Origin of the sequence: Rhodococcus sp. IEGM 1318 (genome assembly GCF_033142465.1) — a bacterium.
GTDB classification, from domain to species: Bacteria; Actinomycetota; Actinomycetes; order Mycobacteriales; family Mycobacteriaceae; genus Rhodococcus_F; species Rhodococcus_F qingshengii_B.
In genome coordinates this window covers 1-24550 of sequence record NZ_JAWLSC010000028.1, presented here as the reverse complement: position 1 = coordinate 24550, position 24550 = coordinate 1, and the positions used below count along the sequence as shown (strand labels likewise).

Annotated in this window: 16 protein-coding genes and 8 pseudogenes; 13 read left to right on the top strand and 11 right to left on the bottom strand. The window is 60.8% G+C overall.

Translation table 11 applies throughout. The features are described 5' to 3' along the window. Nucleotides 1-730: 730 nt before the first annotated feature. Nucleotides 731-871 carry a hypothetical protein gene (locus R4P65_RS31940; protein WP_154606704.1) on the bottom strand — a complete coding sequence of 47 codons (141 nt, stop codon included), beginning with the start codon at nt 869-871 and terminating at the stop codon, nt 731-733. Between the two features lie 357 nt (nt 872-1228). Between R4P65_RS31940 and R4P65_RS31935 the strand changes: the two genes are divergently transcribed. Continuing rightward, on the top strand, nt 1229-1798 hold the full coding sequence (locus R4P65_RS31935) for a PAS domain-containing protein (RefSeq protein WP_317829532.1): 570 nt from the start codon (nt 1229-1231) through the stop codon (nt 1796-1798). 181 nt (nt 1799-1979) lie between these two features. Here the strand turns inward: R4P65_RS31935 and R4P65_RS31930 are convergent, their stop codons facing one another. Continuing rightward, on the bottom strand, nt 1980-2663 hold the full coding sequence (locus R4P65_RS31930; protein WP_317829531.1) for a lipase family protein: 684 nt from the start codon (nt 2661-2663) through the stop codon (nt 1980-1982). A gap of 67 nt (nt 2664-2730) precedes the next feature. Continuing rightward, nucleotides 2731-2976: a hypothetical protein gene (locus R4P65_RS31925; protein ID WP_317829530.1), complete on the bottom strand. Its 246-nt coding sequence runs from the start codon at nt 2974-2976 to the stop codon at nt 2731-2733. 164 nt (nt 2977-3140) lie between these two features. Between R4P65_RS31925 and R4P65_RS31920 the strand changes: the two are divergent. The 3 genes and pseudogenes from R4P65_RS31920 to R4P65_RS31910 form a co-directional block, all read left to right on the top strand. Further along, nucleotides 3141-4558 (top strand): annotated as a pseudogene (locus tag R4P65_RS31920) (IS3 family transposase). A 127-nt stretch (nt 4559-4685) separates the two neighbouring features. Next, nucleotides 4686-5717 (top strand): IS110 family transposase, encoded by a 1032-nt coding sequence (locus tag R4P65_RS31915; RefSeq protein ID WP_317829529.1) that lies wholly within the window; start codon nt 4686-4688, stop codon nt 5715-5717. A gap of 5 nt (nt 5718-5722) precedes the next feature. After that, nucleotides 5723-5848 (top strand): annotated as a pseudogene (locus R4P65_RS31910) (IS30 family transposase); the annotation flags it as partial. Between the two features lie 90 nt (nt 5849-5938). On the opposite strand, the gene R4P65_RS31905 reads toward R4P65_RS31910, so the two are convergent. Beyond that, entirely contained in the window at nt 5939-6694 is a 756-nt protein-coding gene (locus R4P65_RS31905) for a hypothetical protein (RefSeq protein ID WP_317829528.1), read from the bottom strand. A 187-nt stretch (nt 6695-6881) separates the two neighbouring features. Continuing rightward, nucleotides 6882-7055, bottom strand: coding sequence for a hypothetical protein (locus R4P65_RS31900; RefSeq protein ID WP_317829527.1), 174 nt, complete (start codon nt 7053-7055; stop codon nt 6882-6884). A 580-nt stretch (nt 7056-7635) separates the two neighbouring features. On the opposite strand from R4P65_RS31900, the gene R4P65_RS33315 reads away from it, so the two are divergent. Then, on the top strand, nt 7636-8199 hold the full coding sequence (locus tag R4P65_RS33315; protein ID WP_411742615.1) for a transposase: 564 nt from the start codon (nt 7636-7638) through the stop codon (nt 8197-8199). A gap of 1 nt (nt 8200) precedes the next feature. Here R4P65_RS33315 and R4P65_RS33310 read toward each other — a convergent pair. The 5 genes and pseudogenes from R4P65_RS33310 to R4P65_RS31870 form a co-directional block, all read right to left on the bottom strand. Further along, nucleotides 8201-10048 (bottom strand): annotated as a pseudogene (locus tag R4P65_RS33310) (IS256 family transposase). A 423-nt stretch (nt 10049-10471) separates the two neighbouring features. Next, a pseudogene (locus R4P65_RS31885) lies at nt 10472-11649 on the bottom strand (IS256 family transposase). Nucleotides 11650-12690: 1041 nt separating this feature from the next. After that, on the bottom strand, nt 12691-12927 hold the full coding sequence (locus tag R4P65_RS31880) for a hypothetical protein (protein ID WP_317829526.1): 237 nt from the start codon (nt 12925-12927) through the stop codon (nt 12691-12693). A gap of 641 nt (nt 12928-13568) precedes the next feature. Beyond that, a complete protein-coding gene (locus R4P65_RS31875; RefSeq protein WP_317829525.1) occupies nt 13569-14690 on the bottom strand; it encodes a sensor histidine kinase in 1122 nt (373 codons plus the stop codon). Next, the gene (locus R4P65_RS31870; protein ID WP_317829524.1) at nt 14687-15325 is read right to left on the bottom strand and encodes a response regulator transcription factor; all 639 of its coding nucleotides are present in this window, start codon (nt 15323-15325) and stop codon (nt 14687-14689) included. The genes R4P65_RS31875 and R4P65_RS31870 overlap by 4 nt, the downstream gene beginning before the upstream one ends. 260 nt (nt 15326-15585) lie before the next feature. Between R4P65_RS31870 and R4P65_RS31865 the strand changes: the two genes are divergently transcribed. From R4P65_RS31865 to R4P65_RS31855, 3 genes and pseudogenes are all read left to right on the top strand, one after another. Continuing rightward, on the top strand, nt 15586-16857 hold the full coding sequence (locus tag R4P65_RS31865; RefSeq protein WP_317829523.1) for a DUF418 domain-containing protein: 1272 nt from the start codon (nt 15586-15588) through the stop codon (nt 16855-16857). Nucleotides 16858-17497: 640 nt separating this feature from the next. Beyond that, nucleotides 17498-18556: pseudogene (locus tag R4P65_RS31860) on the top strand (bifunctional lysylphosphatidylglycerol flippase/synthetase MprF); the annotation flags it as partial. A gap of 962 nt (nt 18557-19518) precedes the next feature. After that, the gene (locus tag R4P65_RS31855) at nt 19519-20808 is read left to right on the top strand and encodes an alpha/beta hydrolase (protein ID WP_317829521.1); all 1290 of its coding nucleotides are present in this window, start codon (nt 19519-19521) and stop codon (nt 20806-20808) included. A gap of 524 nt (nt 20809-21332) precedes the next feature. Here R4P65_RS31855 and R4P65_RS31850 read toward each other — a convergent pair. Continuing rightward, entirely contained in the window at nt 21333-21590 is a 258-nt protein-coding gene (locus R4P65_RS31850) for an integrase core domain-containing protein (protein ID WP_317829533.1), read from the bottom strand. Between the two features lie 40 nt (nt 21591-21630). Between R4P65_RS31850 and R4P65_RS31845 the strand changes: the two are divergent. The 5 genes and pseudogenes from R4P65_RS31845 to R4P65_RS31825 form a co-directional block, all read left to right on the top strand. Continuing rightward, a pseudogene (locus R4P65_RS31845) lies at nt 21631-22306 on the top strand (transposase); the annotation flags it as partial. A gap of 23 nt (nt 22307-22329) precedes the next feature. Further along, the gene (locus R4P65_RS31840) at nt 22330-22620 is read left to right on the top strand and encodes a group II intron maturase-specific domain-containing protein (RefSeq protein WP_317829520.1); all 291 of its coding nucleotides are present in this window, start codon (nt 22330-22332) and stop codon (nt 22618-22620) included. A gap of 115 nt (nt 22621-22735) precedes the next feature. Further along, nucleotides 22736-23288 (top strand): annotated as a pseudogene (locus tag R4P65_RS31835) (IS30 family transposase); the annotation flags it as partial. A 156-nt stretch (nt 23289-23444) separates the two neighbouring features. Continuing rightward, nucleotides 23445-23657: pseudogene (locus tag R4P65_RS31830) on the top strand (IS256 family transposase); the annotation flags it as partial. A gap of 108 nt (nt 23658-23765) precedes the next feature. Then, nucleotides 23766-24257 carry an IS110 family transposase gene (locus tag R4P65_RS31825; protein WP_317829519.1) on the top strand — a complete coding sequence of 164 codons (492 nt, stop codon included), beginning with the start codon at nt 23766-23768 and terminating at the stop codon, nt 24255-24257. Nucleotides 24258-24550 lie beyond the last annotated feature (293 nt).

Here is a 24550-nt window from a genome sequence, read left to right as displayed (position 1 = left end):
TTGCCAAAATTCCCGCGTAGTCGAGTTGGGCGGTCCCGTCGCGATCTTGCGGATCGTGACGTTCGAACGCCTCCGTAATTCGATACGGTAACTGTACTACAAGTCATGTCTGCGCTTTGGTTCGCTTGTGATTGTCCGTTCGACTGCAGGTGAACTGTTGGGAGGATGGAACGGGCCCCCAAAGTTGGACTCCGGAAGCTCCGGGATGCTTCTATATCTGACTCCGATGACGATTTCGTATTTATCTGCGACGATAGGCATAGCGGCGGATGTCCTTTCCGATGGGCGGCGTTTTAGTCGGCGTCGGCCCGGAAAGAGCACTTCGAGGCATGCCTGTAACGAGCCACGACCCCGAGGCAACGGGGTCGGGCAGGCTTCTAATCAAGCAACCGAAGCAAGACTGGACGGGCGTCGCCGCCACAACAAGTGGATAGATCCAGGCAAGTGCATCGGAAAATGAGCAAAGCGATTCATGAGTCACACGGCGTTGTAGCGACGACACTTATCCTGTCAGCCGGCCCCGGGCCGGCCACTGCAAACACTTACATGCGATTCACTGGTCACTACGGGAATTCGTCACTTCCCGCGATGTAGTGCGACCGAACTCAGCCGTCGAAAACGTCTGTTGTACTTCCGTGTGCGTCGAGGTCTGCGCTGCCGGCGCCGATCAGGTCGTTGCGCCCATTCTGGCCGGGTTGATCGGTTCAGGCGCGCTGGCACTCGTCCGGGGTCAGCGTTGTCGTGGGTCCTCTGCGACAGGGCCGCCTTCGTTTTCCCACCGATCCAGTGCGCGTTTTTCCTGCTTGGCGGCGGTGTCTTTGCGTGATCCGAGTGATTTTACGGACTTGAGTAGTTCTGTGAGTCGGCCCATGACCGGACCATACTCGACTTTCTGGCAGTGCTGACTCAGGGTTGGACGTATCTCCACCGGAGATGTCATAGGGGACTTCGACGCCGCTATCGACGGCGTCGACAACCACGAAACCCTCCGTCCAGCCCTGCTTGCATTACCCGCACGAGAACGCACGAGAACGCGCGATCCTGCTTTACCGTTCTTTGGCGAGATGACACATCGTCGCGTGGCTTCGGTCAGGTCGGGTTGTTTGAGTCGGTGAGGTGTTCGCCTACGAGGGCGAACATGTCGACGGCGAGTTCGACGATTTCGTCGCGGCTGACAGCGAGGTCGCCTCGGGGCCAACCGATCATCGTTTCGTAGTAGCATCCGAAGATGCACGGCTATCTTCCAGGGGAGGTGGTTCCCGCGACGGAATTGCTGCTCTCACACAAACATCCCGATGACCGCTGCTATGTGGCGCAAACCTTGAACGCGATCCGCACCTCGGGCGAGCCGTTCAGCAGTCGGCATCGCATCGTCGACATGAAAGGTGTGACGAGATCGGTGATCGTGGTGGACGACAGCATAATGGACGAGAGCGGCACGGTGACAGGAAGTTCCGGTTTCTACATCGACGTCACCGAAACGCTCGATCGTACGGTGAAGGAGTCGGTCGACGAGGTGGTGGACGAGATCAACAGCTCCCGCGGAGCGATCGAGCAGGCCAAGGGAATGCTGATGATCGTGTACGGAATTTCCGCGGGCCCGCGCCTTCGACATCCTCATCTGGTGCTCCCAGCAGAAAAACGTCAAACTCCGCCAGGTGGCCGAGCAATTGACCGCCCGATCTCGCACAGACTTCGTCCTACCCTCCGGGCTGCGCTCGCAATTCGACCATCTGCTAATCAACACCTGACCCAGGAAGAAAGCGGACCGCCCACACCAATCGGTGCCTGCGGCTGACTGCTCAACCGCAGGCACCTGGCCAGGGGCCCTTCATCGCGCCCTCGGCCTGCACCCATTTATACCGCCTACACGGGCGAAGAAACAGCCCCGGCGGTGTCCGATAATCGATGAGCCGGACCGGACCCGGTCCCACTGAATACAGCTGCTGGGGTGCCCCTGCACCGCTTCTACGAATTCATCACGTCGGGATGGCAGCAGTTCGTGGTCGGAGCGATGCCGGCGAAGCGGTCGTCGAAGAACTCCGGCTGCGCCGGGTAGGGATGATCACCGCTGCCGAGAGGTGGTTGGGTGCGCAGACTTTCGTCGGAGGTGACTGGCACTCCGGCTTCGGTAGTACCGCGCGATTGTCGAGTCGATCGCCTCGACCGGGATCAGGACATCGGTTCCGGAATGCCACTCGTACACAGGGGCATTGGGCACCGAAGAAACGTCTTCGACGCTGTTGTCGGCGAACACGGCCGCAATGTCCGCGCTGTCGAGCAGCGCCATGCCGACATCTTCGGTAGCGCCGCCGTAGGCGCTGCCGGCGAGCTCGAGTTCGGCGAGCGTGGGTGGGTGGGTGGGTGGGGGTGATCGTCGCGGCCATCGCCGTTGCCATTGCGCCGCCGGAGTAGCCGGCCATCCCGACGGGGCTTGCACCGAGGCCGAGTGCGTCGAATCGCCTGGCGGCGCGGATGTCGTCGAAGGTAAATTGTCCGCCGAGCTTGGCTGCCCCGTAGGGGCTGGAGGGGCCGAGATGGTCGGGGATGGCCACCGTCCATCCCTGCGATGGCGACGTTGAGGCCAGGGGCTTCGCGGATTGCGAGCTTCGGTTCGTCGGTGTAGATCTTGGTTGACGGTGCACAACCGAGCTGCAGAGCATTGATGATGCGGGTGATACGACAACAACGGCCGACCCGGCGCGGCGCCGCGAGGTGAGAGCACCGTGGTCACCGCAGCAATGGGGTGACCCTGTCGAATTCGTCGACCGGAACTTCAGCTGCACTTCCGTCGGTGTTGAGAAACCCTGCCGGCGCCGACACCGGCCGCGCAGCGAGCACGTCACCAGGTCGGTGGTCGGCCAGATCGGCTGGCGAGGCGTAGAAGCTGTCGGTCAACGCGGGGTGGGTGATGATCGCCCGACGCATTCGTTGCCGGGGCGGCGGCAACGACCGCAGCGGCGGCTGGTCGCACAAGCGGCCAGAAGTGCAGCGATGGTTTCCGGCGTGTGATCGCGGGAAGATGCGGACCGTGCTGTGCGGGTGTGACCTGAATCCGGTGTTGCTTCCGGGGTTGGTTAGCTATTGTACTTCTCATGTCGACCCCCCGAGTTTCTTAGCTGAGAATCCGATCTCTCGGCATGGCCTCTCCCCGTCCTCGAGCCGTCGGCCCTCGCCGGCGACGAGCTTTCACCCCCGCAGACAAGCTGACACATTTGGCCGCGTATGAGCTGGCATGCGAGGACGGCGGCGGCGGTGCATATCTGCGCCGTGAGGCCTGTACTCCTCGCTGATCTGCGAGTGGCGCAAGCAACGCGACGCCGGCGTTCTTGACGGCAAGAAGCCTGGTGTGAAGGTAGGAAAGCTCACCGCAGAGCAAGCCGAGATCGCCCGCCTGACTCGTGAGCTGGAGCGCGCGAACAAGCGGTTGACCACGACCGAAGCCGCCCCGGGCATCATGGGAAAAGCACACGCTCACTTGGAATCGCTTTCCGAAAGAGCGGATCCGGGAGACAAGCCGGGCAAGCGCTGACCGCCGCGTGGACTGAACTGGCCGAAGCTGGAGTCTCGACGAGGATGGCGAGTGCGCTGACGGGCGTCATCCGTTCGACCGCGCTGCGGCGCCGAACTGCTGCTGCCACACCCAACCGCGCACCTGCGTCGGTGGCCGAACCGGCGAACAAGCTGACCACCATCGAACGCCGCCGCATCCTTGAGATTCGTGGCAGTGATCGTTTCGTCGATCAAGCACCACTCGAGGTATACGCGCAACTACTCGACGAGGGAATCTACGTGTGCTCGATGTCGACGATGTACCGGGTGCTGCGAGAGAACGCGCAGGTCGCCGAGCGTCGGAGGCTGGCCCGACACCCCGCGAAGGCTTGTCCGGAACTGGTGGCGACCGCACCTCGGCAGGTGTACTCATGGGACATCACCAAACTCGCCGGCGCCGTAATAGAGACAATATTTCGATGCCTACGTGATGATCGACATCTACTCTCGTTACATAGCCGGTGTTCACGTCCACACACACGAGTCAGGTTTGCTTGCAAGGGAATTGACGGAGAACATCTTCTCGGTCCACGGCATTCCGCAGGTCGTCCACGCCGACCGGGGTACTTCGATGACCAGCAAAACCGTCGCTGCACTACTCGCAGATCTCGAGATCACCCGGTCGCATTCACGGCCGCAGGTGTCGAACGACAACCCATACTCGGAAGCGGTGTTCAAGACTTTGAAGTACGGACCATCGTTCCCTGAGCGTTTCGGATCAATCAGCGAAGCCAGAGAATTCATGGACGTTTTCACCGCTTGGTACAACCATGAGCATCGACATACCGGTATCGGTCTGCATACTCCCGCCGATGTTCACTTCGGTTTGGCGGCAAGCAAAGCGGCCGACCGCCGGAGCGTTTTCGCTGCCGCTCGGGCGAAACACCCTCACCGCTTCGGCACGACGGCCGCACCAAAGATCCTCGATCTGCCAGACAGTGCCTGGATCAACCGACCCACCGACGAATCCGACATCCCGGAGGCGACAGAAACGGCAGCCGCCTAACTCCCGCTGGACTCAACTCCCTTGACAAGTTCCGGTTTGCGAGCGTCCCCGTGACAGTCCTGTCGATCAGGCCTGATTCCAGTGTGCAACCCATGGTAGATCGAATCGACGTTCTGGAGGAACCATCGTGGCCACCACAGCTATCGCTATCGCGAAATCAGGCGATGTTGTTGTCGGGATCGACACCCACAAGTATGTGCATGTTGGTGCAGTATTTGACACCACAGCCGGTTTGTTGTCGACTATCAGCGTCCCTGCCGACTCAGACGGATTTGCCCAGTTGCTCTCGTGGGCTGAGTCATTCGGAGAGCCAATAGCCTTCGGAATCGAAGGGGCCGGCTCCTACGGTGGTGCGTTGACCTCGTTCGTCCGGCGGCGCGGTTACCGCGTCATCGAAGTTGCCCGACCGGATCGACGGATACGCCGGCTGGTCGGAAGATCGGACACGAGCGACGCCCAGAATGCGGCGAAAGCAGTGATGGCCGGGTTTGCCACCGCCGAACCGAAAACCGCCGACGGTGCGGTCGAGATGATTCGCCAATTGAAAGTCGCGCACGACACTGCCGTCAAGGCTCGCGCCACGACAATGGTGACGCTCAAAGCGATGCTGGTGCACGCGCCGGAATCCTTACGCGCCGAGACGGCGAGGAAAACTCAGATCATGCTGGCCCGCCACTGCGCGGCTCTGACGACCGAGCGCCTGGACAGCCCCGAGGACTCGATCCGGATCACGCTAGCGTCCCTTGCTCGTCGTTGGCTGACACTCGACCGCGAGGCAGCAGAATTGCACGAGCACATCGGAGCGCTAGCGAAAACCACTGCACCCCAAGTTGTTCAATCATACGAAATCGGAGCCGACACGGCAGCGGAAATCCTCATCGTCTTCGGTGACAACCCGGAGCGCATCAAGTCCGAAGCGGTGCTGGCCAAGCTTGCCGGGATCAGTCCGATCCCCGCATCATCTGGCACCACGACCGGACGCCACCGCATCAACCACGGCGGCCACCGACAACTCAACGCCGCCATCTATCGAACAGTCATCGTACGCATTCGCTTTCACGAACCCACCAAAACCTACGTCGCACGCCGCACCGCCGAAGGAAAGACCAAAAGAGACATCATCCGCTGCCTGAGAACGCGGCTCTGTCTGCTTCAATGAGCGTCCTTCCACTGCAGCTACGCAGGACGCTGACGTGGGATCGCGGGAAGGAACTCTCCGGACACTTCTAGTTCACGATCGATACAGGTATGAAGGCGTTCTTCGCCGACCCGCACTCACCCTGGCAGCGGCCGATATTCCGCTTCTGGATGGCTTAATCCTTGGTGCCACACCGATGTCCTCGCGGAGAGTGGGACTGATCTTGCGTTGGGAACTTCAGATCAGGAGAGGCTGCCGAACAGGTTACCGAGCGAGCCGGTACCGGTTTCAGGCTTGGCGTCCTTCTTGGCGAAGTTGGTGGTGCAACCGTTGAACTTCACTGCGTCGACGAAGACGTTCGAGGCGGCGGAGCCGGTGCCGACACTGACGCCGTAGTGCTCGACCTTCGCGCCAGGGTTAGCTGCTACGATAGCTCTGAGTGAGGTCGGTACGCCCTTGGCTGCGCCGCCGATGGTCCGGGTGCTCCACCAAAGTCCGCCCTGGATATTCTCGTGCCTGACAGCTTCGGTGGTGACGGGTGCACCGTTCTGGCTCGGCACCCACACCAGGGTGGCGAAACCGTTGTCCGCCGGGTTTTTGGTGCCGGTCAGGCGCAACTGGAATGCCGCGCTGGTGCTCACAGCTCGCTCGGAGAACCCGATCTCCTTCGCTGCAGCGTCGGAAAGCGTGATGCTGCCTGCCGAGTGGTAGGAGACGGAGCGATCTGCGATGTCGGCGACTTCGAGGTTGAGTGAACCGTCCGTGTCGAAGACGTTCTCGGCCGAGTACGAGGACAGGTGCGTCTTCTCGTCATCGAACGGGATGCCCCACCCGTTGGTGGTGGTTTCGGTGGAGGTTGGACTGCACGTGAAGCCGGGGGAGGTGTCGTTCGAGCCGAGGGAACCAGTGGGCAGTGCGCCAGCGAAAGCGGGGGCGATCAGCGCTGCGGAACTGACGAGCGCGGCGACGAGTCCGGCGCGGCGAGCATGTGTGCACATACGAGTGGAGACCTTTCGATCAAGTAAGTGGGGGGTAAAGATCAGCAAAAACTAGCACAGTCTGTCCGGTTTGTGAACGTTTAGCTATCGATCGAACGTAATCTACGACCGAATGGAAAACATTGCCTAGTAACATGTTTCAGTTCATGATCGATCGTCTACTTCTCCAAGGTGTGGGAACGTGTGTCTAGCGGTAGCTCGTATGCTTAGCCAGATAGCCGACGGAGGTCTCGGGCCCGAGCGGCTCGCGTGCGTCACACGTCCCGCCGGTGAGAGCACAGATCCACTCGACGACGCGGAGCAGTGCACGCTCGCCAGTGAAGGTGACACCGCGCGGGGCCTTGGGAGACGATGTCGACAACTGGGCATTGGCAGAACAAATACATGTGGGCATCGGCAGAACAAATACATGAACAATCGGAGCCAGAACTCCCGCTAACCGACTCGGCAACGCGAACACGCTATGAAAGACTTCCGCTCTGTCGCCGCAGCGCACCGGTTTCTGTCCGCTTTCAGGCGCATCGCCCCATACTTTCGCCCACCGGGGCACGGCATGACCGCCACCGATCACCGCACCGAAGTGGCCATCTGATTCCAGGTGTGGGGTCAGGTCACCGAACGGATCGTCTCTGCCTGAACGCCGCTCTGTGCAATGCCCTGCTGTACCCGAAAACTGTTGCACTCCAAACAATTGGACAATGCTCCTACCGCGAAGTGATGGGATGCCGGAAACGCCAGCAGTGATAGCTCCGGTATGCGCGCCACTCCGTCAGTGACAGTGGCATCGAATTCGGACGCGAGTTCACTGCGTTTTCCGTAGCGTGTCACGCTCGCGGCTCGACGGCTGCTCAGGCCGCGCTACAACACATCGAGGAGCACCTTCAACTGATCGGCCCGGGGATTTCAGACAGTGGACCCGCTCAGGATAGGGATCTACTGAAATGAGTCCGACCAGCATAAACAGATCCCGGAGATCGTTCTCGGCAGAGTTCAAGGACGAACTGTGCCGTGAGGTGATCGAGTCGTCCAAGCCGATCAGCGAAGTCGCCAAGGCCTGCGGGGTCAGCGATGACAGCCTCCGGCGTTGGCTCGCCAAGTATCGCGATACCCATGGCGACGGCGCGGACTGTGAACTGACCTTGACCGAACGAGCGCGCTTAAACCAACCCGAACGAGAAGTTCGTGAACTTCGTTCCGAAGCAACGTTTTTGACAATGGTAGCCTTACAATCAAAGGGCCAGCGCAACAGTGCAGTTGAAGGACGGTGTGAGTGCCGAAAATCGGCCGGCCAGGCATGTCGGATGAGAAGAAGGAGGAGTTGTGGCGACGGTGGCGGTCCGGGGAGTCGATCAGCGTCATCTCCCGCGCTGCGGGGAAGGCTCCGGGATCGGTTTCACACTCCTGAAGTATCACGGCGGTATTCGCTCGCGAAGATAGCGTCCCGTGGAGTGGTGTACTTCGGATCGGTGAACCGTCCGGTTCGTGATCAACGAGTCGTGTTGTAGGTTATGCGGTTTCGAGTTCGGGTGTCAAAGATTCGGTCGTGGCGTCGTGGGTCGCGATTCGTTTCTTCGCGTCGATGACGTCTCGTAGTTCGTCCATGCTGACGTCGGAGACGTAGCGGCGGGTGACCTGCCATTCGTCATGGAATTCGATGACCACCGCCGTCGCCGAACGTAGGAATGCCGCGGGGTTCGGGAAGATCTCGACCACGTCCGCTCGGCGTTTGATTTCCTTGTTGAGTCGTTCGATCGGATTGTTCGACCAGATCTTTTGCCAATGCGCCTTCGGGAACACACGGAACGCGAGCACATCTTCTTTGGCGCCGCGCATCATCGTGGCAACTTTCGGAAACGACTCATACAACGTGTCGGCGACTTGGTCCCATTGCTGCGCAACTGCATCGGGTTCGGTGTGGGCGAAGATCGTCTTGATCGCCGCCATCACCGGCGGCACATGCTTCGACGACACGGCCGAGCCGATGTTGCGCATGAAATGCACTCGGCATCGCTGTCACGACGCCCCTGCGAACTGCTGCATCACCGCAGCTGCCTTCAACCCTGCATACGCATCGGAGATCACCAAATGCACCCCCGACAAGCCGCGCGCCCGCAACCCGACCAGGAACTCCCGCCAGAAATCGAACGACTCACTATCACCAACCGCAGTCCCCAGCACTTCTCTGGTGCCGTCCAGCGAGACTCCGGTCGCCACGACGAGGGCGTGAGAGACCACGTGCGCACCGATTCGGACCTTGCAGTACGTGGCGTCGAGAAAGATGTACGGAAAGCTGGTGTGCGTCAACGTGCGTTCGCGGAATCTCGCGATCTCGGTGTCGAGGCCTGCGCAAATCCGCGAGACCTCGGATTTCGAGATCCCCGAGCCGACACCCAACACGGCCACGAGGTCGTCGACGTTGTGGGTGGATACGCCGTGGACATAGGCCTCCATGATCACCGCGTACAGGGCCTGATCGATGCGTCAGCGGCGTTCGAGCAGACTGGGAAAGAACGAGCCGGAGCGCAGTTTCGGGATCTGAACCTCGATGTCACCGCTGGTGGTTGCGACGGTCTTCGGCCGGTTTCCGTTGCGGTAGTTCGTGCGCTCGGCGGTGCGTTCGTTTGAAGGTTCAGGCTCTAATTCGAGCTCTCTATTCAGGCAATGATGATGGGCTGCAACGGTTTTCTCCACAGCTTCGGCGAGGCTGTGCCATAGGTGCCAGCGGTCGGCGACTTCGATCGCATCCGGTGCTCCGGCACGGGCGGCTTCGGCATACGCGCCAGCACGGTCGCGGCAGATCACCTCGGTGCTGGGATGTGCTCGTAGCCGTTCGGCGACGGTATCGGCTTTCCGATCAGCGAGAACATCCACCGGACGGTGAGTATCCATATCGATCAGAACTGTGCCGTACCGATGTCGCCTTCGCAGCGCGAAATCATCGACGCCGAGCACTTCGACAGTGGTGGTGGGCGGATCAGGTAGCGCTCGGACCAGGCACAACAGGGTGGAGCATCCGACATATATGCCCAGCGCAGATGCTGATCTCGATCCCGCTCGTCCGGCTAACGCCAATGCGATCTTCTCGACGATTTTGCGTAGCAGCGGCGTACGTCGCACGTATCGACTGGTCAGGCCCTCGACCTGCTCGACGAATGTCGCCCTGCTGCAGTCGATGTTTGCGCAGATGAAACGCCGTACTTGCAGGACGAGGAGACTTGGCTGGTTTCCGATTGCCGCATCTGCGAGCGTGTGCTCGTAAAGACTGTGCACCCGTCGTGACGAAACATCACACCTCGGACAGTTCGCCGAAATCGACAACGGCGACGCCCGAATACGAACTCCGCCTGCGGTCACATCGACCGCATCGATTTCGACACCCGCCAGATGCGGAAGAAGTGCACGCAGATCACAACAGTTCTCAGAACACAAGAACGATCATCTCCCGCCGATTTGCGCTCCTGCCGGAACGACACGCGGTGTGAGGCAGCCGTCACGGAAAGTGGGCCAGAACCACTTTTAGTCGACATCCGCCAGCGAGAGCAGTTTCGGTGCGCAGCAGGGTTCGAGTCGCAGGTGTTGCCACGTCGAGTCGTCGCCCTGGTACTCCTGCGGGGTGCATGGGCAAGCTCGTCGCTATTGGTCAAGTCAAATGTGTGGTGTGTGAGGACGGGCACTGCGTGATCTCCTCTTTCAGGCTGTCAGCGTTGCTGGGGTAGCCGAGGCCTCCTCCTCATTAATTGTGTTGTCGTCGCCTGTTTCCGAGGTAACGAGACTTACTCAGGAGCGTGCCAGGACATCGAGACCGAGATATCGGCGACCTTCGGTCCATTCGTCGTGTTGCTCGGCAAGAACCGCGCCGACGAGCCGAATCAGCGAGGTGGATCGGGGAAGATCCCAACGACATCGGTCCGGCGCCGGATTTCCTTGTTCAGTCGTTCCTGTGGATTGTTGGACCAGATCTGACGCCAGATCTCCTTCGGGAATGTGGTGAATACGAGCAACTCGGCGCGGGCGTCGTCGAGGTGTGCCGCTACCTTCCGAAGCTTGTCCGACAACGCATCGAGCATCCGATCATATTGTTCCTCAACACCTTTCCGGTCTGGCTGATCGTGGATCGAATGCAGCATCGTCTTCACCCACGGCCACTGCGTTTTCGGGGTGATCGACATCAAGTTCACCGCGTAGTGGGTGCGGCAGCGTTGCTACGATGCACCGGGCAAGGTGGCCCCGATCGACGCTGCAAGGCCGGCGTGGGCGTCTGAGGTCACCAACTTGACGCCGGTCAGGCCGCGGGCGATCAAGTCGCGGAGGAACGTCAACCAGCCGGCTTTATCCTCCCCTGAGGAGACGTCGACACCCAAAATTTCTCGGTGCCCGTCGCGGTTGATCGCGACCGCCAATAGGGCGTGCACGTTCATCACGCGCCTGTTTTCCCGCACTTTGAGCACCAGTGCATCGGCGTCGACGAATGTATACGAGCCTTGATCGAGTGGCCTGGTCCGGAACGATTCGACTTGTTCGTCGAGGTCACGAGACATGATCGACACCTGCGACTTCGACAAGCTGTTGATGCCCAACGATTCGACCAGTTTCTCCATCCGCCGCGTCGAAACCCCCAACAGATAGCAAGTCGCGACGACCGAGGTCAGGGCACGCTCGGCTCGCTTGCGGCGCTCGAGCAGCCAGTCAGGGAAATACGAACCCTGACGCAACTTCGGAATGGCGACGTCGAGTGTTCCTGCGCGAGTGTCGAAGTCACGGTGACGGTAACCGTTGCGGGAGTTGACGCGATCGTCGCTGCGCTCGCCATACCCCGCGCCGCACAGGCTGTCCGCTTCGGCGCCCATCAGCGCGGTGATGAACGTCCCCAGCATCGATCGGAGCAGGTCGGGGCTTGCTGCGGCGAGTTGATCGGACAGAAACTTTTCGGGGTCGATAAAGTTGTGATCGGTCATCGCGTGGTCCTCTTCCAAGTGACTTTGGTCGGTCTCTTGAAGAATCACGCGGTGGCCGTCCGCATTCGGGTAGCGACACGCCCACTGTTTCAGGGCGACTGGTCGTACACCACTCTGCTGGACTCAACCCGTGGTTGGACGCCGCTCGCGGACATCAGTAAGCGCGTCATACGCTCGCAACCGCGAATTTCGCGCCTCGTATCGGAAATGCAGACGCGAGGGATGGTCGTGCGGTCAAAGCGTCACGCGACGGCCGCGCCTAACCAAATCAACCTGACCCGAAAAGGCCGTCGGGTAATCAACGCGTCATCGGTGAAAATGGTGCAGTGTTTTGACCAGATTGCGAGCAGCGACGACGAACTCGGGCTGCTGTTTTTTGCTCGGCGTCGGGAATCTGCCTACCACGGCAGTGAAAGCGCAATCGGGAGTTAACAGTTGAATTGGGGCGGGTTTCCAACTTCGTGCGAGGGTCCGGTCCTTCAGCGCTGAACTCTCCACCCGCATACGGTCGGTGCAGCGCATGACGAACGGAGCGGGTGCATCTCCACGACTGAACGAGGGCATGACGTGACGAACTGCGTTGGCCGAATTACTCCAGGCACGCACGGTTACTGGATGGTATCGAGTGAGAGCCGATTCCATATGTACGGTCTATACGGTTTATGGTGGAAGATGCGTGCCGCACGGATGACTGACCGCGTACCGAAACTGGGCTGGTTTCCGATTGCCGTATCTGCGAGCTTGTGCTATCAGCGACTGTGGACCCGTCTCGACGAAACACCGTATGTCGGACTGCTTGGCGGATTCGACAACCGCGACGCCCCAATACAGACTCCACCTGCGGTCACATCAACCGAATCGATTTCGACACCCACCAGATGCGGAAGGAGGACACGCAGATCACGACAATTCTCAGAACACTGGAACGATCATCTCTTGCCCATTTTCAGTCCTGCAGGGAACGACACGCGGCGCGGTGAGTCATGTCGGAAAGCGTGTCAGAACCTGTTTCCACAAGGTTTTCGTCCCACACGGTGATCGCTAAGATCGCCTGATCGACATTGTGTGGCGGGGACCGCAGCTATCGGCCTCGATATGCGCATCCATCAGAGCGGCAGCGTGACCGTGGTAGCCGAGTGCGATGAGCAACTCGACGGACACGTCGATCTCCGAGCAGCAGTCGCGCTCGACGACACTTTCGAGATATTCGACCGCCTCGAACAACTTCGCCCATGCATCCGCCTTCGCAAAGATGCGGTGTAAATCGTAGCCGTACATGGTTTTCCCTTCGGTCCGGTTGGTGCGATCGGGATGTCGTGAGCAGTGGGAAGGCGTCTGCGAGGGCGTTCTCGGCGTGATGAGGTGGCCGTCGCGGATGCGGCCATACGGGAGGTTCTTCGCGTGCACGAGCTACCCAGATCGGCTGGGCTTCGTGCTCGCTCAACTGATACGGGGCGGATTCCACAAGGTTGATGATTGCGTTGCCCATGTCGGGGTCCTTCGCTGGCAGTGAGTGTTGTGGCGGTCGTCGATTTCTCCACTATGTGTCCGGCCTCGTAGGCTTCGACACGAGCCTCTCGAAGGAATCGACCAAGGCGGTGATGTCGGCGAACCCCTCGTGGTTGCGGTCGAACATCGCCGTGCAGAGGGCTGTGGTGACCGAGGAAAACCACGATCAGTGCACGCGCGAGGGCGGTAGGCTTCTCGGTGATTTAGGTGCCCATGTGCGTGCCTGTTCTGTTCGTGGCTGGGGACCTTGTTTTTCCCCGTCAGCTTTTCCGCCTTCCGGCAAAGAAGAATCGCGCCGGCACGACGGGCCGGGGCGCCACCCCACGGACGAGAAATACGGGCTCAAAGACGGCCCCGTCAAGCCAACCAAACCGGGAGCTCTCCCCGTTCGTAGGCTCTGCCCGCGGGCGTCACGGAGTCCGGGGGAGCCGTAGTTCAAGTCTGAATCCGCCGGCGGCCTGCTTCTCTACTGTAAGGGTGCCTGCGAGGAGCTCAGCCCGTTCAGTGAGACCTCGCAGCCCATGGCGGGACCCTGGCAGTGCTACGGCGACGTCAGGGCGCGCGCCGCCGGTGTCGGCAACCACGACCGAGACCTCGGAGCCGACCGAGGACACACAAACCTCAACCCTCGCTCCCGGGGCGTGCTTGCGGACGTTGGTCAGCCCCTCTTGGACCGTCCGGTAGATCGCGCGTTGGGCGGCCGCGCCCAGCTGGGGCGGCAGTTCACCGGACAAGGAGACGTCGAGTCCCGATTGCTCGACCAGATTCGTCAGTTCTGCGATGGTCGGTTGTGGGAACAGTTCCGTCGGGCCCGTTCCCGCGGCCCGTAGCACCGAGACCATGTGTCGCAACTCGTCGAGCGTCTTGACGCTGAGCTGGCGGATAGTCGCCGCTGCCTCCCTCGAGTCCGGGTCGGCGGTCGTCATCTGGAGGGTGCCGGCACGGACCGCGATGAGACCTACCTGGTGAGAGACGACATCGTGCATCTCGCGTGCAAGTTGAGCGCGGTCGCGGGCCAGTGCGCTCTCGGTCAGCAGTGCGTCTTCGTGTTCGCGGGCCGCGGTGATTTCGAGGAGACGCGCGGACAGCACCACTCTGGCCGCAACCAGACGCCCGAGCAGCACCGGTGCGGATGCGAGCATCACGTTGAAGATCACGTTGCTGACGAACCAGTTTGCGTCTAGGCTCCAATTTGTCGGATAGACCCCGAAGATCAAGGTGCCGGCTAGAACCCCCACACAGGTCGCGGCGACCAGTTGCCTCATGCAGTAGCGGCCCACCGCGTACGCGGAGACCGCGGGCACGACGAAAGACCATCCCAGCACCAGCGTGGGCAGCGTGCAAAGGAAGACCGCGACCGGATACTTCCGCCGGAAGACGAGGGCGAGCACTCCGAGGCAGGATACGGCGGTTCCACGCCCGCTCATTTCACCAATGGTGAGCCAGACGTCGAGTGCCGCGAGCACAACCGGCGCGGCGGCCAGCAGCGGCGAACCGACTCGAGCCTTTATAGATCGGTACGTCCCGGTCACCTGCGGGGGTCCGCGATCCCCGCACGCTGCGCGATCAGTGCTGCTTGCACCCGCGTTCCGACGCCCAGTTTAGCAAGGATGGCGCTCATATCATCCTTCACCGTTCCCACGCCCTGATGGATGATCTCAGCAATCTCTCGATTCGACTTGCCAAGTGAGGCAAGGTAAATGACACCACGCTCACGTTCGGACAGCCTCGCGACGGCCTCGGCGTCCGCGGATCCCTCCCGGGACGGGAGGTAGCCGCTGACCACCGATCGGGTTACGGCCGGCGACAGCACCACCCCGCCCGCGGCGAGCGTCTTCACCAGCATCGCCAACTGGTGCGGGTCAGTGTCTTTGAGTAGAAAGCCCGATGCGCCCAGGTGGAGCGCCTCGACCACGTACTCGTCTACGTCGAAGGTAGTCAGCATCGCCACTACCGGCGCCTGCTCAAGCTGAAGCGCCCGCCCGAGTACCTCCAGACCGTTGATATGGGGCATCCGGATGTCGAGGAGGACGACGTCCGGACGAAGTCTGCCGATGTCCTCGTGGGCTGACCGGCCGTCGCTCGTCCCGACCACATCGATCTCCGGATCCAAACCCAGGATCAGCTCGAATCCGGACCGGACCAGTGCTTCATCGTCGATCACCATCGTTCGAATCATCGCGCTCTCCTTGCTCGGTCAACCAGGCCGGGGCCCAATACCCTCCTGATCGAGGTTACGACACATCGATGATTCGCAGGACCTGGCCGGGGCGCGCTCGCGTGCATACCGCCATGTGGCGGACGCCTGGCAGTCAGTTGGGGGGGTGATATCACTCTCGACGACGATGCGCCGGACGCGCGAGGAAGCGCACGCTGGGCGGAGTGCCAGCGGCCTCATCCGGGCCGACCACTCGACCCAAGGACGCCGTGACAGAAGAGACAGAGCACCAAGAACGGGACGACCGTGAGCCACTCGCTCCGCCGTCGACAACCGGAATCGCGGATTCGACTCCGACCACCAACTCTCCATCGGCGACCGGGGGTCGGATTCCAGCGCTCGACGTGCTTCGCGGCATCGCCATTCTCGGCACTCTGGCCAGCAACATTTGGATCTTCACCGCCGCGATCGGGAGCGCGACCGCTGAGCAAGCCGGTCTACTCCACGCCATCTCCGCGTGGGTACCCAACGGAAAGTTCCTTGGGCTACTCACGATCATGTTCGGCATCGGACTCGAAATTCAACGGCAGTCCGCCCGGCGCGCTGGTCAGAAGTGGCCCGGCAAGTATCCCTGGCGAGCACTGCTGCTGTTCGTCGACGGGGTCCTGAACTACGTCCTGGTCGTCCAGTTCGACGTGCTGCGGGCGTATGCGGTCGTCAGCGTGCTCGCTGCCTTCCTCCTACTGACTAGCGAGAAGATCCAATGGTGGCTGATCGGCGCGTTTCTCACCGCGCACTTCGCGGTGCTGGCGCTGCCCGGCCTTCTCGTCATCAACTCCCGACCGGAGGGCGCCGCAGCGGATGCCGGTGCGTTCGACGAGCAGAGAGGACGCCTCGCCGACGAATCAGGTGCCCGACTCATGGACTTCGCCGGGCCAAGCTGGTGGGATTCCGTTGTACTTAACGTCAAGAATCTGGGGTTCGGCTTCGGGTTCGGTTCCGAGTTCTTCACCATCCTGTTGATGGGGACCGCGCTGTTCCTGCTCGGAGCGAAGCTGTACCGGATCGGCATCTTCACCGACCGTAGGCGGCGATTGCGCCTGTGGATGATCGCCATCGGATTCGGAATTGCGCTACCCCTCGACTACATCCTTGGTATGACGTCCGTCGCAGTATCCGGACTGCAGGGCCTGTCCCGGTACGGGACTGCCTTCGTCGTCGCACTGGGAATCCTGGCACTGGTTGCAGAATACGTCGACCGGCGCGGGCGAATCGGAATGCCGGGAAGGCTGATGTCCTACGTCGGGAAAATGGCGCTGAGCTGCTACTTGCTCCAGAACATCCTCGGAGTGATCGCCCAACGAATGATCTTCAGCCAACCGATATTTCAGAATGTCAACCCCACCCTCGGCACCTACGCGGCATTCCTTCTCATCGCCGCGATTCTGATCGTGTTCTCCTGGGCCTGGCTGCAACGGTTCTCGCGTGGACCATTCGAACTCGTCTGGAACTGGACCTATCGAAGGCTCTCGCGGGAGTAGAAATCCATCACGATGACACCCCAAAGGGGCGGTTATGATCCAACTTGGCACACACGCGTCTCCAAACGAATCACGGCACACGGCCGGTGGAAGCCGGTTCGTTACCCCGGCAACAATTCTTGCGAACCGGCTGGCACGGACACCTGTGGTCGCAGCAGTCCTCCTTGTGTGGGCACTCGTCCTTGCCTCCGGCAGTGCGTCGAGAGGATCCGGTACCGCCCTGGTCCGCGCAGGGCTCGTCGCGCCGAACCTGACCAGTTTCCTGGCCTCGACCGCGCTGCTCCTGGCTATAGCTGCCCCAGTCGAGGCCCGAATCGGATGGGTCAGGTTTGTTGCGGCAGCGGTCCTCACACAGTTGGGAGGAGTTCTCATCTCGTGCCTTGGCGCGCCAGTGCTTGTATCGGATCGGCCATGGGAGAGTGGCACTTTCGTTTCCTCTGAACTCGGGCCGACGACCTGGATCATCGGCACGCTGCTGTGCGCGACCGCCGCGATGGGCGGCACTTGGCGGCGACGCCTCCGCCTCGGTCTGGGCGCGCCGCTGGTCGCATTGGTGATCGTCGACGGCTCCCCGCACCACGTCGCCCTCCTCGGTTCAGCGGTCACCGGAATCCTGCTCGGTCCGTGGCTCGTCTCGCGACCTACATCGACAGCGGACGCGCCCGGCAGCGTCGCCGCGGCCAGAGATCTGGTACGCAAACACGGCCGCGGCACGCTGTCCTGGATGTCGACGTGGCGGGGCAACAGATACTGGTTCGGTGCAGACGGATCCAGTTGCGTTGCGTATCGGGTTGTTCTCGGGGTCGCCCTGACCACGGGCGACCCAGTATGTCCGCCAGAACGCTTACACCACACGGTCACCGCCTTCGCCGAGCATTGCCGCGGTAATGGGTGGACCTCGTGCTTCTATTCCGTGACCGACAGTGTCCGCGTGGTAACCGGCAACCTGGGTTGGACCTCGATTCAGGTCGCGGAGGAGGCCGTAGTGAACCTGGAGGACCTAGCCTTTAGAGGGAAGCGGTACCAAGACATACGCACCGCGATGAACCGCGCGGCGAAGGCAGGCATCAGCGCGGAATGGGTCAGCTACCCGGCTGCACCCTGCGACGTCACCGACCAAATCGGCACTATCTCGAAGCAATGGGTAGCTGACAAGGGAATCCCGGAAATGGGCTTCACTCTCGGCGGACTCGAAGAATTGAACGATCCGGACGTCCGCTGCCTGATTGCCGTGGACGAGGACCGGACGGTGCACGGCTTCACATCGTGGTTACCCGTCCACCACAACGGTGTTGTCGTCGGTTGGACGCTGGATCTCATGCGACGCCGCACGGGGGGCTTCCGTCCGACAATGGAATTCCTGATCGCTTCCGCGGCACTGTTTTTCGCAGAGGAAGGCGTGCGGTTTATGAGCCTTTCCGGGGCACCACTCGCGCAAGTCGAGCACGACGACACACCGGAGGCTGGCGCGCTCGACCGACTCCTCGAGGCCCTCGGCAACAGACTCGAACCCGTGTACGGGTTCCGGTCACTGCTGGCGTTCAAGGCGAAGTTTCAGCCCGAGTACCAACCGATGTACATGACCTTCGCCGATCCGACGACACTGCCGAGTATCGGCATCGCTCTCACCCGTGCGTACCTACCCGGTCTGACGGCACTGCAAACAATTCGGCTGGTCTACAAGATCATTCGTCGTTGAGTGAAGCAATGCCCGTGTAGCCTCCCAACGTCAGCGCTAGGCCTCGTCATCGTCGATCGCCATCGCCCGAACTGGGAATGTCCCGGCAAACCCTTCCGCCGAGTTATGCAGCAGCCCGCTATCTCGGTGTCCACATTTTTTGGGGTGAACCTCAGTGCGCTTGGTGAGCGAGCGGGCAAACCTGAGTTTGTACACCCGATCGCTCGAACTCGCCTCTACTTCGTTGAGGATGCGGGCTCACTACACTTAGACAACCCTATGGTTATTGAAACTTACATATTCTTTCAGGTGCGTAAACATCAATTCGACCAACTCGACGACGATGGGATTCGTCAATCGACCCCCTCGTCAAAGTGATTGGGGCAAAGCTGAGGAGAATCTCCGGCCCGGTCAACACCGGGGACCGCGAGCAAATCGACATCTATTCCTTCGCGAGGAATCTCGACCCCGCCTCCGCTGGTCCAGTGCATCGACGACGTGCATGCACGAATTTCAGGGTTGAGTCGATCTGCCGAGTGCTCACCGCACAAGGTCTAGGTCGCCCCACGCACGTATCGCAACTGGAAAACCGCGCCACCATCTGCACGGACGATCACCGACGCCCACCTCACCAAGGAACTGGGGTCCACTATCGGCACCGCGCGAAGGGCTCTGCTCGTAGCCCTGGCTCGATCCAGGGGCTGGTGCACGATCCCCCGAGCAGAACCGACCACGCGCCGAATACGAGCAACGGTCGCGTGATCCAGAAGTGTGGCATTCCGTCGAGGTGTGAACGGCCCTGTCGTACTGCAGAAATGAGTCCGAACCGGCGCGAATGATTCCACGGCGACAAGATTCCAGCCAGTCGGCGGGGGTGTTTCAGCCTTCGGATGGATGTGGTGTCCGACTGTGTCGGTCAAGATGGGTGAAGTCGACGGCGTTTCCATTCCTGGGCGCACGGTGCGCCGAAGGAGCGGGTGAAGATGCAATGGTTCGTCGAGCTGTCATTGATCGACGGTTGGCTTCGGTTCGTGATCGCACTGTTCGGAATCGGTGGCGCGGTCGTTCTCTCCGCTACCTCGATCCGACAATACTGGCGGGCCTGTCTTCCGGTCTGTGCCATGATCAGTGCCCTCCTGATCCTTGTCGGCTACCTGGCAATCGAGAAATGGCTGCGACCCTTTCCTGATCCATTGCCTCTCGCTGTGTATTTTTGGTTCGGGATCGGCGTTTTCGGTGTGTTGTTGGCGGTCGTTCGATTTCGCTTCGGCGGCAGCTTCGTGCAGCGATCGGTGATCGTGGTTGCTGTCGTCGCGATAGCAGGCCATTCGGCAGCTGCCGTGAACAATCAATTCGCCTATTTCCCCACCATCGGGTCCGCGTTGGGCATCGGTGGTCCCATGACTCTTCCATTGTTGTCGTTACCTGCCAGGCAAGCGAATCCGGTGTCGCTCAAGGACTGGAAGGATCAAGATGCGCTCTCTTTCCATGGAGTGATTGTCACGGCAAATATTCCGGGACTTTCATCGGGATTCAGTGCACGCCCAAGCAAGATCTACGTCCCTCCAGCGTATTTCGCGGCCAGGCGGCCCTTGTTGCCAGTGTTGATTCTATTGGCAGGTCAGCCCGGTAGTCCGCAGGACTGGTTGCGGAGTGGTCGGTTGGTGCAGACGATGGATTCCTTTGCTGCACAGAACAGAGGAATTGCGCCTATCGTCGTGGTCGCCGATGGCACCGGATCGACGATCGGCAATCCTCTCTGTGTAGACTCGGCGCTGGGAAACTCGGCGTCGTATCTCGCTCACGATGTGCCCCAGTGGATTCGATTCTTCCTGCAGGTGAACACCAATCCGACTGCCTGGGGAATCGGCGGACTCTCCTATGGCGGAACTTGTGCACTGCAGATGGCGACGAACTACCCGGAGATTTATCCGACTTTCCTGAACATCTCCGGCCAGGCCGAGCCGACGCTCGGCGACCGGCAGCGAACCCTCGAAGCAGCGTTCGGTGGCAGCGCGCGACAGTTCGAGAGAGTCGATCCGCTAACTCTGCTGAGGACGAAGAAATTCCCGCGGAGCGGCGGGGTCTTTGTCGTCGGGGCGGACGATCACTCCAATGCGAAGGGCTTGAAGGTCCTCTATGACGCCGCACGTGATTCAGGAATGGCCGTGTCGTATACGGAAATTCCCGGAGGACACGATTTTCGTGTGTGGTCCGGTGGATTATCGACACAGCTATCCGCGATTGCTACTCGCCTCGGAATCGATCAGTGAATGATGACATGCCCGACGTGAACGAGAACGTATCCCACACCGGTCAGATGGAGCCGCCTCCGAGTTCCCGGAACCGGTCCAAGGTCACCATGGTTGTGTGGCCGAAGGTACTTGAGACCGCACCGATCGGGTAGGTCCTATGGTGTGGGAATCTACTGCGTGAGTTGGGCTGAGTAGGCGATCGCGTACCTTAGCAGCGCAGCATCGTGGCGGATCCCGACGGAACCCCGTCAGCAACGAGAAGTTGGAACTGGCGCGCTCCGCTATGTGTCAAGTCTAGTGAGACAGTGACGTTCAGTCGATCTGTGATTTCGAGACAGGTTCGCTGATGAAGAAAACGCTCGGCATTTCAGGCGGACTCCGCCGGCGAGAGAACCGGGCGGGGTTCGCGACGTAAGCATCGTTCAGAGTGATCTGGCGGGTTTCGTCGACCGCGTCAGCGGTCCCGAAGTGCACCGACGCCGCGGTATGCCAGGCAATTCCCGAATAGCGGTGAGTGAACCGTGCCGGGTTTCTTGCCGCTCCTATGCTGGCGACAACTCCGGCTGGAGGGTCGATGGTTGAGGGTAATAGATCGTCTCGAACTCGTTAGACGTGATGTAGCCGAGGGTGCTGTGCAACCGGCGAGTGTTGAACCAGTCAACCCATCCCATCGTCGCGAACTCGGTGTCGTCGATCGTCCTGATCGGCCCTGCCAGGAACGGACTTCGCTTGGAGACGGCCTCGGTCTTGAGTAAGCCGATCGTCGACTTCGTCAACGCATTGTCGTAGGCGTGGCGTATTCAACCGGTCGTCGCAACACCTACCCGATAGAGGTGTTCGATGAGGGGCATCGAGAAGCAGAAACGAGTCCGGGAGTATCGAGGACAGATCGCTTCGCCAGGGCGACCGACAATAGCGTGGCGGCAAGACCGTGTTCGCTTCTGGATCGCGATCGCCGGTGGAGCGAAAACCGTTGACGCGGGGATCGCTGCCGGAGTGTCAGAGCCGGTCGCTCATCGTTGGTTCACGCATGCTGGCGGGGTGAATCCGCAACTGCCCCCGAATGTTTCTGGTCGGTACATCTCGTCGTCCGAGCGTGAGGATATCGCCCTGTGGCGTGCGCAAGGCGAAGGCGTCCGAGAAATTGCTCGTCGATAGCATCGCAGCCCGTCGACGATCTCGCGGGAGCTGCGCCGGAACGCGTCAATGCGAACCTGCCGACTCGAGTACAAGGCATCGACAGCTCAATGGCATGCCGAGCGGCGTGCTCGCAGGCCCAGGGTCGCCAAAATAGTCATTAACGGTCGATTGCGTGAGTACGTGCAGGACAGGCTCAGCGGTGAGGTCCACACCACCGCAGGGAAAGTCGTAGGTCCTGACGGTCCGTCTTGGGATGGGAAGAACAAACCCCATCGCGAAGATCGGGGGTGGAGCCGGCGAGCAGATCTCGAAACGTCTGCCGCTGGATTTCCCCGATGACGAATCGATGAGAATCTCGGCCGAGGCGATTTACCAGATCTTCTCGGACGCCTTAACCCGGTGCTGCGAGGATGGTGTGCGTATTTCCGTCACGGTGTGTCGAAAGCGACCTTCGGATACCTCGATTCCTTTGCCTGGCATCGGGTTACCCAATGGCTGCTCAAACGGCACAGACGGATCACCTGGGCGGATCTCTATCGGCGTTTCCTGACCGGCAGGCCAGGTAATCGTCCGCAAGAGAATGGGATCATCATGTTCGATACCACCACCGTTCCGATTACTCGGTATCGGTGGCGGGCGAACAACACCCCCACACCGTGGACCAGCGCGGGGGTTTCGGTCCCTGCCTGACAGTGGCAGTCCGTGGAGCGCCGGATGCGATGAGAGTCGCACTTCCGGTGCGGAGGGCAGGCCGGGGAAACGGGTCGGGAGTGATCCTGGCACCGCGCCCCGGTCCGACCCCTACATCATCGGGCTCAAGCGTTCCGCGGTAGCTACATTGATCGAGCGCACCTCCCGCTATGCGGGACTCGTCCATCTCCCTCGTCAGAAAGGACACGGGGTGATCCCCCCCGAGGAAAAACGGTCCTGCACTGGCCGGTTACGGCGCCTTGACCATGAAGGACGCTCTGGCCAAGGCCGTCACCCCTCTACTGAAGACCCTCCGGCGGTCTGTGACATGGGATCGAGGCAAGGAACTCTCAGCTCACGCTCTCTTCACCGAACAGAAAGGTGTCCCAGTATATTTCGCTGATGCCAAGAGTCCGTGGCAGCGAGGCAGCAATGAGCATCTCAACGGTATGCTGCGCCAGTACTTTCCGAAGGGGACCGACCTTTCCCGATGGAGTTCCGCGGAGATCGCCGCAGTGGCGAACGTGATCAATAACCGCCCGCGAGGGATCCTTGATTGGCGCGCCCCCGCGGAAGTGTTCGAAGAACAGCTACGATCTGCACAACTACACACTGTTGCGACGAAGGTAAGTCCCCTGGGGTGGTGGACATTCGGTGAGACAGCGTAACCGCAGGTCGGGCGTGTCGTTCCGGTTCTGTGGGTAGGCCATCGCGTAGTGATGAACGAGTTACCTGACCAGTGACTCGACCGAAGGATCCACGTGATGACCCACGACCATTCTGCCCTGATCGCTCAGCTCGATGTCCTCAAGGGTGCCGATCCAGCGGACGTGGTCGAGATCTTCCCGAACCCTGCGGCATTCTTACGTTCGGCGACGGCGGTGGTCATCGAATTCCATGACGAATGGCAGGTCACGCGCCGCTACGTCTCCGACGTCAGCATGGACGAACTACGAGACGTCATCGACGCGAAGAAACGAGTCGCGACCCACGACGCCACGACCGAATCTTTGACACCCGAACTCGAAACCGCATAACCTACAACACGACTCGTTGATCATGAACGCCACGTACACGAATCCCGCCCAGGCCCGGCAGTAGACATCCCACGTCAGGCGCTCACCGAGCGCACGACGTTTGTCGTAGTGCGCCCGCGCACGGGCCTATTTGGTGAGCATCGAAAATGCCCACCCGTGACATGCATCGCCGAGTCGATTGTTTCTGACTTTGCGGGCCTTGATGTAGTGCGACCGCCCGGATGCACGCGTGATCGGGGAAGTGCGGCAACTGGATCGGCGGATCGCCAAGGCCGCCGGCGACATCAAGCCGCTGTTGTCGAGTCCGGCACCTCACTGACCGAGCTGTGCGGGATCGGAGTCCTGAACGCAGGCAAGATCCTCGTCCGGGTCGGCTCGATCGACCGGTTCCGGTCGCCGGTCGCATTTGCGAGATATACCGGTACCGCGCCCATCGAAGCGTCTTCCGGTGACGTTGTCCGTCACAGTCTCTCGCAGGTCGGAGACCGGCAACTGAACTGTGTTTTGCACACCATGGCCATCACCCAGATCGGTCGAGAAACAGCCGGTCGCACATACTATCGGTGGAAGCGATCCGCCGGAAAGCGTTGCGCTGCTTAAATAGGCGACTCTCGGACATTCGTTTACCGGCAGCTTCTCCACGACTCGGAGACAGAGTTGGAAGCGAGCCCGGAAGGACACTCGGGGGCGCCTCTATCGTCTTGCGCGGCTGGCTGACACCCCGCACGCCGACACTTCGGACAAGTCTTTTCCCGAACCCACCACATTCCACCCTACAGCCGGGGTCAGAGGCCCGTCTTGACACAGCGAGGCGCCGTCTAGGCGGGTATGCCGTAGCTCATCTTCATCGTTTCCGGGTTCTCCACCAATGCCATCAAGTTGGCGAAGGCATC

Coding starts and splice junctions, on each gene's coding strand:
- R4P65_RS31870 (WP_317829524.1), bottom strand. CDS start 15,325: ATGGTGATCGACGATGAAGCACTGGTCCGGTCCGGATTCGAGCTGATC.
- R4P65_RS31935 (WP_317829532.1), top strand. CDS start 1,229: ATGCACGGCTATCTTCCAGGGGAGGTGGTTCCCGCGACGGAATTGCTG.
- R4P65_RS31855 (WP_317829521.1), top strand. CDS start 19,519: ATGCAATGGTTCGTCGAGCTGTCATTGATCGACGGTTGGCTTCGGTTC.
- R4P65_RS31905 (WP_317829528.1), bottom strand. CDS start 6,694: ATGTGCACACATGCTCGCCGCGCCGGACTCGTCGCCGCGCTCGTCAGT.
- R4P65_RS31880 (WP_317829526.1), bottom strand. CDS start 12,927: ATGTACGGCTACGATTTACACCGCATCTTTGCGAAGGCGGATGCATGG.
- R4P65_RS33315 (WP_411742615.1), top strand. CDS start 7,636: ATGAGTCCGACCAGCATAAACAGATCCCGGAGATCGTTCTCGGCAGAG.
- R4P65_RS31940 (WP_154606704.1), bottom strand. CDS start 871: ATGGGCCGACTCACAGAACTACTCAAGTCCGTAAAATCACTCGGATCA.
- R4P65_RS31930 (WP_317829531.1), bottom strand. CDS start 2,663: ATGCTCTGCAGCTCGGTTGTGCACCGTCAACCAAGATCTACACCGACG.